Source organism: Geodermatophilus aquaeductus (assembly GCF_900182545.1).
GTDB lineage: Bacteria > Actinomycetota > Actinomycetes > Mycobacteriales > Geodermatophilaceae > Geodermatophilus > Geodermatophilus aquaeductus.
Window position 1 is genome coordinate 183041 of record NZ_FXTJ01000003.1, and the last position, 13936, is coordinate 196976.

Sequence of the window (13936 nt, forward strand, 5' to 3'; positions counted from 1 at the left end):
ACGACGTGGGGGCGCAGGGCCCGGCCGGTGGTCAAGGGGGGCGGAGCGGCAGAGGTGCAGCGCGGGACTGCGGTGAGCCGGCATCCGGCGGGACACGGTGTGCCCGGACCGGCTGGAGCTCGCGGCCCCGCGGGTGGTGCCACGGGGTCGTCGTCCGCGGGGCAGCGCTGGCCCGGTTCCGACGCGGTGACCACCCAGGATCACTGGGGTGTCTGGACAGGAGGGTACACAGCCGTAACACCGGGTTCCCACGCCGAAACCCCAGGTGCGGCGCGTCCCGTCAGGCCGGTCCCGGCGTGTCGTGAGACCGGTCACGCACCCGCGCCGGGCCATCGGCATCGGTGCTGGTCGGCGCCTCGTCGGCAGCGTCGCCGACCACGTCGGCGGTGTCGTCGTCGTCACGCCGGGCGTCGTCGTCCGCGGTGCCCGCACGGTCGATGACCTCGCGGGGGCGACCCCGCTGCCAGACCATGTACGCCACCGCGAGCAGGCCCACCACGATGCAGGTGAACACGTTGAGGCGGACGCCGAGGATGCGGTTGGCCGCGTCGATGCGCAGCAGCTCGATCCACAGCCGGCCGGCGCAGTACAGCGCCACGTAGAGGGCGAAGGCGCGGCCGTGGGAGAGCCGGAACCGGCGGTCGGCCCACACGACGACGGCGGCCGCGGCCAGGTTCCACAGCAGCTCGTAGAGGAACGTGGGGTGGAAGGTGGCGAACGCCGCGAAGCCGTCGGGACGGTGGACCGGGTCGATCTCCAGGGCCCACGGCAGCGTCGTCGGCCGGCCGAAGAGCTCCTGGTTGAACCAGTTGCCCAGCCGGCCGATGGCCTGGGCCACCAGCAGGCCGGGGGCGATGGCGTCGCCGAAGGCCGGCAGCGGGATGCCGCGGCGCCGGCAGGCGATCCAGGCGCCGACGCCGCCCAGGGCGATGGCGCCCCAGATGCCCAGGCCGCCCTCCCAGATCGCGAACGCCCGCAGCGGGTCGCCGTTCTCCCCGAAGTAGGGCTGCGGCGTGGTGATCACGTGGTAGATCCGGCCGCCGATGATCCCGAACGGCACCGCCCAGACGGCGATGTCGAGCACCTCGCCGGGCCGCCCGCCGCGGGCCACCCAGCGCTTCTCGGTGATCCAGCAGGCCGCGACGATGCCGGCGATGATGCACAGCGCGTAGGCGCGCAGCGGGAACGGGCCGAGCTCCCAGACCCCCTGCGCGGGGCTGGGGATGGCGGCGAGGACGCTCACGAGGGCACCCCGGCCCGGCGGCGGACGCCCGCGGCCAGTTCCTCCGACAGCGCCCGGACGCCGTCGGCTCCGGTGCCGTCGAGCATCCGGCGGACGTAGGCCGTCCCGACGATGACGCCGTCGGCGAAGGCGGCCACCTCGGCGGCCTGGTCGCCGTCGGAGACGCCGAGCCCCACGCAGACCGGGAGGTCCCCGGCGACCGCGCGGGTGCGGACGACGAGGCGCTCGGCGGCGTCGCTCACGGTGGCGCGGGTGCCGGTGACGCCCATGGTCGAGGCGGCGTAGACGAAGCCGCGGCAGGCGGCGGTGGTGCTGGCCAGCCGCGCGTCGGTGGACGACGGCGCGACGAGGAACACCCGGTCCAGACCGTGCTCCTCCGACGCCGCCAGCCACTCGCCGGCCTCGTCGGGGATGAGGTCGGGCGTGATCGCCCCCGCGCCCCCTGCCGCCGCCAGGTCGGCGGCGAACCGCTCGACGCCGTAGCGCTCGATGGGGTTCCAGTAGCTCATGACCGCCGGTACCGCACCGGCCGCGGCCACCGCCTCGACCGCGCGCAGCACGTCGCGCAGGCCGACCCCGGCGCGGACGGCCGGCTCCACCGCCTGCTGGATCACCGGGCCGTCCATGCCCGGGTCGGAGTACGGGACGCCGATCTCCACGACGTCGGCGCCGCCCTCGACCATCGCGGTCATCGCGGCGATGGACGTGTTGACGTCGGGGTACCCGACCGGCAGGTAGCCGACGAGCGCGGCGCGGCCCTCGGCGCGGGCGGCGCCGATGCGGTGGGCGAGCGGGCTCATGCCTGGCTCCCGGCGTCCTGGCCGCGCACCGCGTCGCCGGAGGTGACGGCGCCGTCGGTGGGCTGCTGGTCGGTGTCCATGCCGGCGCCGGGCTCGACGTGCTCCCGGTCGCCCAGGCCGAACCAGCGCGACGCGGTCTCGACGTCCTTGTCGCCGCGGCCGGAGAGGTTCACCAGCAACAGGGGCGGTTCCCCTCCCCGCCCACCGTCCCCCTGGGCCACCAGCTCCTGCCCCAGCCGCATCGCGCCGGCCAGCGCGTGCGCGGACTCGATCGCCGGGATGATCCCCTCGGTGCGGCACAGCAGCGCGAAGGCCTCCATGGCCTCGGCGTCGGTGACCGGGCGGTACTCGGCCCGGCCGATGTCGTGCAGGTAGGAGTGCTCGGGGCCGACGCCCGGGTAGTCCAGGCCGGCGCTGATCGAGTGCGACTCGATGGTCTGGCCGTTGTCGTCCTGCAGCAGGTAGGAGCGGGCGCCGTGCAGCACGCCGGGCGCTCCCCCGGTGATCGTCGCGGCGTGCCGGCCGGTGCCGACGCCGTCGCCGCCGGCCTCCAGGCCCACCAGGCGCACGCCGTCGTCGGGCACGAAGGCGGTGAAGATGCCGATCGCGTTGGAGCCGCCGCCGACGCAGGCGAGCACGGCGTCGGGCAGCCGGCCCTCGCGCTCGAGCACCTGGCCGCGCGCCTCGTCTCCGATGACGCGCTGGAAGTCGCGGACCATCGCCGGGAACGGGTGCGGGCCGGCGACGGTGCCGAAGACGTAGTTCGTGGTCTCGACGTTGGTCACCCAGTCGCGGAATGCCTCGTTGATGGCGTCCTTGAGGGTGCGCGAGCCGGTGGTCACCGGGATGACCTCGGCGCCGAGCAGCCGCATGCGGGCCACGTTGAGCGCCTGCCGGCGGGTGTCCTCCTCGCCCATGTAGACGGTGCAGGACAGCCCCATGAGCGCCGCCGCGGTGGCGGTGGCGACGCCGTGCTGCCCGGCGCCGGTCTCGGCGATGACCCGCTGCTTGCCGATCCGCTTGGTGAGCAGCGCCTGGCCCAGCACGTTGTTGATCTTGTGTGAGCCGGTGTGGTTGAGGTCCTCGCGCTTGAGCAGCACGCGGGCGCCGCCGCAGTGCTCGGCGAAGCGCGGCACCTCGGTGACCGGGCTGGGCCGGCCGGTGTAGTCGCGCTGCAGGGCGGCGAACTCGGCGAGGAACGCAGGGTCGACGCGCATGGCCTCGTAGGCCTCGGTCAGCTCGTCGAGCGCGGCGATCAGCGCCTCGGGGACGAAGCGGCCACCGAAGACGCCGAAGTGGCCGGTGGCGTCGGGCCAGGTCGGGCGGGCCGGCTCGAGTCGTTCCTCGGGCGGGTGCACGGCACTGGTCGTCATGCGCCCAGTGTCGCGCGCCGCGGCCTCCTGGTGGTGGAGGGGGTCAGCGGGTGGTGCGCGGTACGGCGGGGTGCGACCCGGCGGTGACCAGGTCGGCGACCGCCTGGCGCGGGTCGCCGGCGGTGACCAGGCCCTCGCCGACCAGGACGGCGTCGGCCCCGGCGGCGGCGTAGCCGATGAGCTCGCGCGGGCCGCGGACGCCGGACTCGGCGACCTTGACGATGCCCGAGGGCAGCCCGGGGGCGATCCGCTCGAACGTGCCGAGGTCGACGTCGAGGGTGGTGAGGTCGCGGGCGTTGACACCGATCACCGACGCGCCGGCCGACAGCGCGCGGTCGGCCTCGGCCTCGGTGTGCACCTCGACCAGCGCGGTCATCCCGAGCGACTCGACCCGCTCGAGCAGGCCGAGCAGCGCGTTCTGCTCGAGCGCGGCGACGATGAGCAGGACGACGTCGGCACCGTGGGCGCGGGCCTCGTGCACCTGGTAGCTGCTGACCACGAAGTCCTTGCACAGCACCGGCACGCGGACGGCGGCACGGACGGCGGCGAGGTCGGCGTGCGAGCCGCCGAAGCGGCGCCGCTCGGTGAGGACGCTGATCACGCGGGCGCCGCCGGCGGCGTACTGCGCGGCGAGGACGGCGGGGTCGGGGATGTCGGCGAGCGCACCCTTGCTCGGGCTGCGACGCTTGACCTCGGCGATGACGCCGACACCGGGCTCGCGCAGGGCGGCGAGCCCGTCGAGGGCGGGCCGGGCGTCGAGGGCGGCGGCCTTCACCTCGGCCAGCGGGGTGGCCGCCTCGCGCGCCGCGACGTCCTCGCGGACGCCGGCGACGATGTCGTCGAGGACGGTCACTCCGCCTCCTCGCTGCTGGGGGTCGGCCGTGCCCGGCCGGACGGTGCGTCCACCCTAGCCGCGGCGGCCTCCCCGGTCGGTCGCCGGGTCGGGCTCCCCGGGGGTGCCGTCGTCGGTCGGGTCGTCGCCGCGGTCGAGGGCGCGCCAGGCGTCGAGCGCGCGGTCCTCGTCGGTGCGGGCCCGCGCCGGGGCCGCGGCCGCGCCGGGGGTCCGCTCGTAGCGGCGCCCCATGCCCGGCCAGCGGCGGCCGCGGACGACGACCAGGAGTCCGGCGGCCAGCGCGACGAGCGCGGCGACCACGACCAGCACCGGCCAGGCCGCGGCGAGCTCGGCGGTGCGCCGCTCCCCCGGTCCCGCCGTCACGGTGTCCGGGCCGGAGACCAGGACGCGCAGGGCCGACCAGCCCAGCGCGGCCCCGGCGAGGGCCACCAGCACCCCGACCGCGATCCGCCCGGCGCCGCGCACGGCGAGGACGGCGACCGCGGCGGCCAGGAGCAGCAGGCCGGAGGCCGTCACCAGCGGCGCGACGGCCGACCCGGTCAGCGTCTCGGTGACCGGCGGCAGCGGCGGCGTCCGGGTGACCGTGACGGTCGCCCAGACCTGCCCGCCGGCCGACAGGGCCAGCCCGCCGGCGACCGCGCACCCGGCGACCGCGGCGCCGAGCTCCCGCCGGCCCTGCGTCACCGCACCTCCCGCATGCCCTCCGCCGTCGCGATGGCCGACAGCACCGCCCGCGCCTTGTGCCGGGTCTCGGCCTCCTCGGTGGCGGGGTCGCTGTCGGCGACGACACCGGCGCCGGCCTGCACGTAGGCCCGGCCCTGGTGCAGGACGGCGGTGCGGATGGCGATGGCCATGTCCATGTCGCCGCTGGCGTCGAGGTAGCCGACGGTGCCGGCGTACAGCGCCCGCCGGGTCGGCTCCAGGGACTCGATGATCTCCATCGCCCGCGGCTTCGGGGCGCCGGAGACGGTGCCGGCGGGGAAGGTCGCGTCGAAGACGTCGAGCGCGTCGCGGCCCGGCGCCACCTCACCGGAGACGGTGGAGACCAGGTGCATGACGTGGCTGTACAGCTCGGTGCGCATGAAGTCGGGCACCTCGACGGTGCCCGGCACGCAGACCCGGCCCAGGTCGTTGCGCGCCAGGTCGACGAGCATGACGTGCTCGGCGCGCTCCTTGGGGTCGGCGAGCAGGCCCTCGGCCAGCCGCAGGTCCTCCTCCTCGGTCGCCCCGCGCGGGCGCGTGCCGGCCGGCGGGTGCACCACCGCGCCGGTGCCGGTGACGGTCACCAGCGCCTCCGGCGAGGAGCCGACGACGTCGAAGGGCGTCTCCCGGCCGGCGAAGCGCAGCAGGTACATGTACGGCGAGGGGTTGGTGGCGCGCAGCACCCGGTAGAGGTCGAGGGCGTCGACGTCGGTGTCGGTCTCGAACCGCTGGGCCAGCACGACCTGGAACGCGTCGCCGGCGCGGATGTGCTCGCGGATCGTCTCGACCCCGGCCTCGAAGCCGCCCGGCGGCATCGTGCTGCGCACCGGCGGCGGCTCGGCGGGCGTGAACGTGGCCACGCCCGGCGGGACCGCCTTGGTCAGGTCCGCGGTCATGGCGTCGAGGCGGGCGACGGCGTCGTCCCAGGCGGCGTCCGGGTCGGCGGTGCCGTCGTGGGTGCCGCTCAGGGCGTTGGCGATGAGCAGCACCGTGCCGTCGGTGTGGTCGAGGACGGCGAGGTCGGTGACCAGCAGCATCGACAGCTCGGGCATGCCGAGGTCGTCGGTGGCGGTGCTCGGCAGGCGCTCCAGCCGCCGGACGACGTCGTACCCGAGGTAGCCGACCAGCCCGCCGGTCAGCCGGGGCAGGTCGGCCCGGCGCGGCGAGCGCAGCCGGCGGGCGAGTGTGCGGACGGCGGCCAGCGGGTCGGGGGGCAGGTCGTCGGTGAGGCCGGGCAGGTCGTCGCCGAGCCACAGCGTCCGGCCCTCGCGCTCGCTGAGCACTCCCGCGCTGCGCACGCCCACGAAGCTGTAGCGCGACCAGCGCTTGCCCTGTTCGGCGGACTCGAGCAGCACCGTGCCCGGCCGGTTGCCGGCCAGCTTGCGGTAGATGCCCACCGCGGTCTCGCCGTCGGCCAGCAGCCGCCGGGTGACCGGCACGATCGCACCGCCACGCCCGGCCCGCTCGAGGGCGGCGAACTCCTCCCGGGACGGGCTCGTCTCACCGAGTCGCACGGGTGACCTCCAGATCACGGGAGAAGCAGCTGCGCTCGCCGGTGTGGCAGGCCGGGCCCTCCTGGTCGACGAGCACCAGCAGGGCGTCGCCGTCACAGTCCAGGCGCACGTCGCGGACCCACTGGCGGTGCCCGGAGGTCTCGCCCTTCACCCAGTACTCGCGCCGGCTGCGCGACCAGTAGGTGGCCCGGCCGGTGCTCAGGGTGCGGTGCAGCGCCTCGTCGTCCATCCAGGCGACCATGAGCACCTCACCGGTGTCGTGCTGCTGGACGACGGCGGCGACCAGCCCGGCGGGGTCGCGGCGCAGGAGCGCGGCGACGGCGGGGTCGAGGGCGGAGTCGACGGCGGGCACGGCGGACATGCCGGTGATTCTCCCCCGCCGCGGCGGACCGCCGGGTCAGCGGCCCCGCGCGGCGCTCAGCGGGCGGGGACGGGGTCGGTGCCGTCGGCCCACCGCCGGACCGGCCCGACGAGCAGCAGGCCCAGCGCCACGGCCGGTGCCGCGACGTAGAACAGCACCGCGGCCACGAGCAGCCCGGCGGAGGGGAGGACGTCCTCGGTGAGGGCGTCGAGCGTGGACAGCCGCACCAGCCAGTAGACGGCGAGGACGAGCTGGACGGCCAGGGCGACGAGCAGGGTCAGCCAGGACGAGCGGCTGCGCCGGTTGAGCACCAGGATGCCGCCGACCACCAGCGCGACGACCGACAGCATCTGCACGATCGTGACGACGGTGCCCTCGGTGACCAGGGCGTCGGCCCGGGGGTCGCCGCCGAACCCGGAGGAGACGACGCCCAGCGTGCTCGCCAGGAGCAGCACGTACGCCGACGTCAGGGCGACCAGGCCGGCCTGGACGAAGGCGAGCACCGCGGAGGCGACGAGCTGCCCGGGACGGCGCGGGCGGGCGGGCACCGGCGGGCCGTAGGCCGGCCAGTACCCGGGCGGCGCCGGCCAGCCCCCGCCATAGGGCCCGTACGGACCCCCGCCGTAAGGGCCCGGGGCCGGCGCGGCGTAGGGGGCCGTGGGCGGCGGTCCGCCGTAGGCGACCGGCTCGGTCGTGGTGGCCGGGTCCGCCCACGGGCTGCCCGGTGCGGTCACAGCGCGGCCGCCAGGGCCCGCCCGGCGACCCGCCCGGAGAACAGGCAGCCGCCGAGGAAGGTGCCCTCCAGCGACCGGTAGCCGTGCATGCCGCCGCCGCCGAAGCCGGACGCCTCGCCGGCGGCGTACAGGCCGGGGAACGGGTTGCCGTCGGCGCGCAGCACCCGCCCCGACAGGTCGGTCTCCAGGCCGCCGAGCGTCTTGCGGGTGAGCAGGTTGAGCCGCACGGCGATGAGCGGGCCGGCCGCGGGGTCGAGCAGCCGGTGCGGCGGGGCGACCCGGATGAGCTTGTCGCCGAGGTAGCTGCGGGCGCCGCGGATCGCGGTGAGCTGCAGGTCCTTGGTGAAGGGGTGCCCGACCTCGCGGTCGCGGGCGACCACCTCGTGCTCCACCGTCTCGAGCGTGATCTCGGGGGTGCCACCGGTGACCCGGTTCATCCCGGCGACGAGCTCGGGCAGCGTCGTCGCCGTCACGAAGTCCTCGCCGCGGTCCAGGAACGCCTGGACGGGGGCCGAGACGCCGGACCTGACCCGGTTGAGCAGGAGCTTGAGGTCCTTGCCGGTGAGGTCGGGGTTCTGCTCGGAGCCGGAGAGCGCGAACTCCTTCTCGACGATCTTCTTCGTCGTCACGAACCAGGTGTGCTCGTACCCGGTCTGCCCGATGTGGGCGAGCGTGCCGAGGGTGTCGAAGCCGGGGAACAGCGGGACCGGCAGCCGCTTCCCGGTGGCGTCGAGCCACAGCGAGGAGGGGCCGGGGAGGATCCGGATGCCGTGCCGCGCCCACACCGGGGAGTGGTTGGTGATGCCCTCGGTGTAGTGCCACATGCGGTCGCGGTTGATCAGGTGCGCGCCGGCGTCCTCGGTGGCCTGCAGCATGAGCCCGTCGACGTGCGCGGGCACGCCGGAGAGCAGCCGCTGCGGCGCGGGGCCGAGCCGTTCCGGCCAGTTGCGTCGCACGAGGTCGTGGTTGCCGCCGATGCCGCCGGAGGTGACGACGACGGCCTGCGCGGCGAGCTCGAAGTCGCCGACGGCGGTGCGCGAGCTGGCCTCGCCACGGGCGGCGCCGCTGGGCTCGAGCACCTCCCCGCGCACGCCGGTGACCGTCCCGTCGGTGACGACGAGCGAGGTCACCCGGTGGCGGAAGCGCAGCTCGACCAGGCCGGCGTCGACGGCGGCCCGCACGCGGCGGGCGAAGGGCTCGACGATGCCGGGGCCGGTGCCCCAGACGATGTGGAAGCGGGGCACCGAGTTGCCGTGGCCGTTGGCGGTGTAGCCGCCGCGCTCGGCCCAGCCGACGACGGGGAAGAACCCGATGCCCTGCTCGCGCAGCCAGGCCCGCTTCTCCCCCGCCGCGAACTGCAGGTAGGCCTCGGCCCACTGCCGCGGCCAGTGGTCCTCGGGGCGGTCGAAGGCGGCGGTGCCGAACCAGTCCTGCCGGGCCAGCTCGAGGGAGTCGCGCACCCGCAGGCGGCGCTGCTCGGGCGAGTTCACGAGGAACAGCCCCCCGAAGGACCACCACGCCTGCCCGCCGAAGGTCGCCTCCGGCTCCTGCTCCAGCAGCACCACCCGCTTGCCGGCGTCGGCCAGCTCGGCGGTCGCCACCAGGCCGGCGAGGCCGGATCCCACCACCACGACGTCTGTGTCGCTCACGGCGGGCACGCTAGCGGGCGCGCCCGTCCCCGCGGGGACGAGCGGACGGCACCGGCCGCGGTGTCGCCCGGCCGGGACGCGTCCACTCCCGGATCGGGCGGCGGACCGCCAGGGTCAGGCAGCCGACCGGGCCGACGAGCAGCAGCAGCGCCCAGCCCACCGAGGAGTCGTCGCCGAGCGCCCCGAAGAGCGCGGCCACGCCGAGCAGCAGGAGCAGCGGCAGCGCCGCGGCGACGGCGAGCACCAGCCAGCCGCGGCCCCGGCCGAGCCAGACCAGCGCCGCGCCGGCGACCGCGAGCAGCGCCAGTGCCGCCGACGCCGCCAGGTACCGGCCCCAGCCCGGAGGGAGGCCGTCCCACAGCAGCCAGCCGAGGTAGAGGTCCTCGGCGGCGACGAGCAGGCCGAAGACGGCGGCGAACGGCGCGGTGAGCGGGCGGCCCCGCGGAGGCGGGAGCGGGGCGAGACGCCGGACCGCCGACGACGGCGCGGCCGCCGCCCGGGGCGAGCGGCGGGTCGTCGTCCGGCGGGACGGGGACGACGGCATGCCGCGCAGCGTAGAGCGGGGACGTCAGCCCGCCCGGCGCCGCCCGGCCAGCCAGGCCGTCACCCGGGGGTGGAACGCGAGGACGGCCGCGACCAGGGGGCAGACCGCCACGATGACCGGCGTGGCGCCCACGTCCGAGCCGACCGAGACCGCCGTCCCGATGACGAGGAGGGCGAACACCAGCGAGGCCACGGCGCCCGCGACCAGCGGCCACCGGCCGCGGCGGGAGACCAGCCAGACGACGCCGAACACCTGGAGCACGGGCAGCAGGAGCAGCGCGTAGACCCACCAGTCCCGGATGTCGTCGGACTGCACCCCACCGAGCAGGAACGGCAGCACGGTGACCAGGGTCAGCGGCAGCACGCCGAGGGCGCCGATCCCAGCGGCGGCGATCGCCGTGCCGGGCATGCGGGAGGGGCTCGTGGACGACGCGGTCACATCGCGGAGCCTAGGGCCGGCACCCGCTCAGGCCACGCAGTCAGGCAACGCGCTCGGGCAGCCCGGACGAGGAGCGGCGCCAGGAGGTGTGCAGGCGCGCGTAGGGGCCGACGACGTCGACCAGGTCGGCGTGCGTCCCGCGCTGCACGACCCGGCCGGCGTCGACGACGAGGACCTCGTCGGCCCGCTCGGCGGTGGACAGCCGGTGGGCGATGGTCAGCGTGGTGCGGCCCTCGGTGAGCCGGTCGAGCGCGAGGGTCAGCCGCCGCTCGGTGGCCGGGTCGACGGCGCTGGTCGCCTCGTCGAGGACGAGCAGGTCGGGGGCGGCCACGTGCGCGCGGGCGATGGCGACCAGCTGTCGCTCCCCCGCCGACAGGGAGTCGCCGCGCTGGCCGACCGCCGTCGCGACGCCGTCGGGGAGGCCGGCCAGCCAGTCGCCGAGACCCAGCTCCTCCAGCGCGGCGGTCACCTGCGCGTCGGTGAGCCCGGGGCGGCCGTAGCGGACGTTGTCGGCGACGGTGGCGTCGAACAGGAACCCGTCCTGCGGCACCATGCCCACCCGCCGGCGCAGCGAGGAGAAGGCCACGTCGGTCAGGGGCACCCAGCCCGACGCCTCCGACCCGAGCAGCACGCGCCCCTCGGTCGGGTCCATGAGCCGGGTGACCAGCTTGGCGAACGTCGTCTTGCCCGAGCCGGTCTCCCCCACGACGGCGTAGCGGCGCCGCGGGACCAGCGTCAGGTCGACGTCGTCGAGGGCCGGGCGGGTCCCCGGCGCATAGCGGAAGGTGACGTGCTCGAGCCGGATGCCGAGCGGCCCGGCGGGCAGCTCGAGGGCCGAGCCGGTGGCGGCGGGGTCGCGGACGTCGGGCTCGGTGTCGAGGACGTCGAGCACCCGGCGGAAGCCGGCGATGGCGTTCTGCCCCTCGTTGAGCACCTCGCTGGCGGTCTGCACCGGCGCGACGAACAGCGTGACGAGGAACAGGAAGGCCACCAGCGTGCCGGCGGTGACCTGACCGGCCAGGCCGAGCCAGACGCCGACCACCACGACGGCGGCGTTGGCGACGGCGGCCACGAACTCGCCGCTGACGAACACCGCGGCGGTGACCTTCTGCGCGTCGACCTGGGCGCGGTAGTGCCGGCCGATGGCGCGGTCGAGGCGGGCCGCCGTCCGCTCGCGGATGCCGTAGGCGCGCACCGTGGGGGCGCCGACGACGGACTCCGAGACGGCGGCCAGGACGTCGCCGACCCGCTCGCGGACCACGCCGTAGGCGACTGCCAGCCGCTTGGCGAACCAGCGGACGGCGATGGCCAGCGGGACGAAGCAGACGAGCACCAGCAGGGTCAGCTGCCAGGAGTAGACCGCCATGACGACCGTGGCCACGACCAGCTGGCCGAGGCTGACCACGCCGAGGACGCCGCCCCACTGCATGAAGGTCGACAGCTGGTCGACGTCGCTGGTGACGCGGGAGACGAGCGAGCCGCGGCGCTCGCCCTGCTGGTGCAGGACCGACAGGTCGTGCACGTGCCGGAACGCCCGCGAGCGCAGCCCGGCCAGCGCGGTCTCGGTGGTGCGGAACAGCCGGACGTTCATCCGGTAGACCGCGACGCCGGTGAGCAGGACGACGACGGCGCAGACGAGCACCAGCGTGCGGACCAGGCCGAGGTCGGGGCCGCCGGGGGCGAGCAGGCCGCGGTCGATGACCTGCTGGACGGCGATCGGCACGACCACCCGGCCGGCCGTGGCGAGGAGCGCGAGGGCGAAGGTGGCCGGCAGCCCGCGGCGGAACTCGGGCATGGTGCGCAGCCCGCGGCGGAGCGTCGCGAACGCGCCCTCCCGCTGCGACCCGCTCATGCCGCCACCTCCGCCTGCGAGTACGCGCGCACCAGCGCGGCGTAGCCGGGCACGGTGGCCAGCAGCTGCTCGTGGGTGCCGCGGGCGGTCACCCGGCCGTTCTCCAGCCAGACCACCTCGTCGGCCAGCGCGATGGTGGCCTGCCGGTAGGCGACGACGACCACGGTCGAGGGCCGGTCGGCCGAGCGCAGCGCGTCGAGGATGCGCGCCTCGACGGAGGGGTCGACGGCGCTGGTGGCGTCGTCGAGGACGAGCAGCCGGGGCCGCCGGATGACCGCGCGGGCCAGCGCCAGCCGCTGCCGCTGGCCACCGGACAGGGTGGCGCCGCGCTCGCCGACGCGGGTGTCGAGACCCTCGGGCAGCCGGTCGACGAAGTCGTCGGCGGCGGCCACCCGCAGCGCCTCGTGGACCTCGTCGTCGCTGAAGTCGCCGCCGAGGGTGACGTTGCCGCGCACGGTGTCGTCGAAGAGGAAGGTGCCCTGCGGGACGAACGCGGCCTGGCCGCTGACCTCGCCCTCGCGCAGCCGGCGCACGTCGACGCCGTCGAGCAGGACCTGGCCGGCGGCGGGGTCGACCAGCCGCACGAGCAGCCCGGCCAGCGTCGACTTGCCCGAGCCGGTCGGGCCCACGACGGCGACCGTGCTGCCGGCGACGACGTCGAAGGTGACGCCGGAGAGCACCGGCTGCGAGGCGCCGTCGAAGACGTGGTCGACCGCGCGCAGGCCCAGGCTGGCGCCGCCGTCGCCGCCGGCCGCGGCCTCCTGGCCGTGCGGGGTCTCCCCGGTGGCGTCGAGGACGGGGGTGACCCGGTCGAAGCCGGCCAGCGCGCGCGGGAGGTCGGCGAGCACCCAGCCGATCGCGCGGATGGGCAGCGCGAGCAGGGTGAACAGATAGGCGATGCTGACCAGGTCGCCGGCGTCGGTGTCCCCGGAGGCGACCCGGCCGGCCCCGACCAGCAGCACGGCGAGCGTGCCGAGGTTGGGCAGCGCCTCCATCAGCGGGTCGAACAGCCCGCGCACCCGGCCGACGGCGACCAGCCCGTCGCGCAGCTCCTGCGCCCGCTCGGTGAACCGGGCGCTCTCGACGTCCTCGCGGCCCAGGGTCTTGACCACCAGACCGGCGTCGAAGCTCTCGTGGGCGATCTCGCTGACCTCGGCGCGCAGCTGCTGGGCGCGCTGCATGCGCGGGCTCATCACCTGCGAGTAGACGGCGTTGACGACGAACACCAGCGGGAAGACGACCAGGCCGACCAACGCGACCACCGGGTCGGTGAGTACGAGCGCGACGGCGGTGATGGCGATCATCACGAGCGTCCCGCAGGCGAAGGGGAGCGGTGAGACGAAGTACCAGGCGGCCTCGACGTCGGAGTTGGCGTTGGACAGCAGCTGCCCGGTCGGGTGGCGCTGGTGCCAGGCCAGGGGCAGCCGCAGGTACTGCCCGGTCACGCGGCGGCGGTAGTCGGCCTGCAGCCGGTAGGCCATGATCCCGGCGAACAGCCGGCGGCCGAGGATGCCGAGGATCTTGAGCACGGCGACGCCCAGGATCACCGCGACGGTGAGGGCCAGCGCGCCCGCGGTCGTGTCGCCCTCGGCGAAGGCCGGGAGGATCACCCGGTCGGTGATGCCGCCGATCACGAAGGCCGAGAGCACCGTCATGGCGGCGTAGACGCTGCTGGCCAGCACGGCGAGGGTGAACATGCCTGGCTGCTCGCGGATGGACAGCAGCACGTGGCGCAGGCCCCGCCGGACGACGGCGTCTCGGGCGCGGGGCACGGGTCTCCTCGGGGGTGGCGACGGCGGGATCTCCGCGTCGTTAGTCAGGCTAACCGGCACTGCCGACACCGGTCCTGCGGTTTCGGCAGTGGTCACGATCG

At 75.8% G+C, this 13936-nt stretch carries 13 protein-coding genes; all 13 read right to left on the reverse strand.

The genetic code is table 11. From position 1 onward, the window contains the following. Nucleotides 1-280: 280 nt before the first annotated feature. From lgt to FN207_RS09825, 13 genes are read right to left on the reverse strand one after another with little or no spacing between them, the layout of a single operon-like run. Nucleotides 281-1243 (reverse strand): prolipoprotein diacylglyceryl transferase, encoded by a 963-nt coding sequence (lgt, locus tag FN207_RS09765; protein ID WP_142458316.1) that lies wholly within the window; start codon nucleotides 1241-1243, stop codon nucleotides 281-283. Next, complete coding sequence (gene trpA / locus FN207_RS09770; RefSeq protein WP_142458317.1) at nucleotides 1240-2043, reverse strand: tryptophan synthase subunit alpha; 804 nt, start codon at nucleotides 2041-2043, stop codon at nucleotides 1240-1242. Before trpA ends, lgt begins: the two co-directional genes overlap by 4 nt. Then, nucleotides 2040-3416 (reverse strand): tryptophan synthase subunit beta, encoded by a 1377-nt coding sequence (trpB, locus tag FN207_RS09775; protein ID WP_142458318.1) that lies wholly within the window; start codon nucleotides 3414-3416, stop codon nucleotides 2040-2042. The genes trpA and trpB overlap by 4 nt, the downstream gene beginning before the upstream one ends. A gap of 43 nt (nucleotides 3417-3459) precedes the next feature. Next, entirely contained in the window at nucleotides 3460-4269 is an 810-nt protein-coding gene (gene trpC, locus FN207_RS09780; RefSeq protein ID WP_142458319.1) for an indole-3-glycerol phosphate synthase TrpC, read from the reverse strand. 54 nt (nucleotides 4270-4323) lie between these two features. Beyond that, the gene (locus FN207_RS09785; protein WP_142458320.1) at nucleotides 4324-4953 is read right to left on the reverse strand and encodes a Trp biosynthesis-associated membrane protein; all 630 of its coding nucleotides are present in this window, start codon (nucleotides 4951-4953) and stop codon (nucleotides 4324-4326) included. After that, nucleotides 4950-6485, reverse strand: a complete 1536-nt coding sequence (locus tag FN207_RS09790; RefSeq protein ID WP_142458321.1) for an anthranilate synthase component I — start codon at nucleotides 6483-6485, stop codon at nucleotides 4950-4952. The genes FN207_RS09785 and FN207_RS09790 overlap by 4 nt, the downstream gene beginning before the upstream one ends. Continuing rightward, complete coding sequence (hisI, locus tag FN207_RS09795) at nucleotides 6472-6846, reverse strand: phosphoribosyl-AMP cyclohydrolase (protein WP_142458322.1); 375 nt, start codon at nucleotides 6844-6846, stop codon at nucleotides 6472-6474. Before hisI ends, FN207_RS09790 begins: the two co-directional genes overlap by 14 nt. A gap of 56 nt (nucleotides 6847-6902) precedes the next feature. Beyond that, on the reverse strand, nucleotides 6903-7580 hold the full coding sequence (locus tag FN207_RS09800) for a hypothetical protein (RefSeq protein ID WP_142458323.1): 678 nt from the start codon (nucleotides 7578-7580) through the stop codon (nucleotides 6903-6905). Then, a complete protein-coding gene (locus FN207_RS09805) occupies nucleotides 7577-9229 on the reverse strand; it encodes an FAD-binding dehydrogenase (RefSeq protein WP_142458324.1) in 1653 nt (550 codons plus the stop codon). The genes FN207_RS09800 and FN207_RS09805 overlap by 4 nt, the downstream gene beginning before the upstream one ends. Nucleotides 9230-9239: 10 nt before the next feature. Continuing rightward, nucleotides 9240-9773 carry a hypothetical protein gene (locus FN207_RS09810; protein ID WP_142458325.1) on the reverse strand — a complete coding sequence of 178 codons (534 nt, stop codon included), beginning with the start codon at nucleotides 9771-9773 and terminating at the stop codon, nucleotides 9240-9242. A gap of 24 nt (nucleotides 9774-9797) precedes the next feature. Next, the gene (locus tag FN207_RS09815) at nucleotides 9798-10211 is read right to left on the reverse strand and encodes a hypothetical protein (RefSeq protein ID WP_142458326.1); all 414 of its coding nucleotides are present in this window, start codon (nucleotides 10209-10211) and stop codon (nucleotides 9798-9800) included. A 40-nt stretch (nucleotides 10212-10251) separates the two neighbouring features. Beyond that, the gene (locus FN207_RS09820) at nucleotides 10252-12063 is read right to left on the reverse strand and encodes an ABC transporter ATP-binding protein (protein ID WP_142458327.1); all 1812 of its coding nucleotides are present in this window, start codon (nucleotides 12061-12063) and stop codon (nucleotides 10252-10254) included. Further along, nucleotides 12060-13835 carry an ABC transporter ATP-binding protein gene (locus FN207_RS09825; protein ID WP_142458328.1) on the reverse strand — a complete coding sequence of 592 codons (1776 nt, stop codon included), beginning with the start codon at nucleotides 13833-13835 and terminating at the stop codon, nucleotides 12060-12062. The genes FN207_RS09820 and FN207_RS09825 overlap by 4 nt, the downstream gene beginning before the upstream one ends. Between the last annotated feature and the right edge of the window lie 101 nt (nucleotides 13836-13936).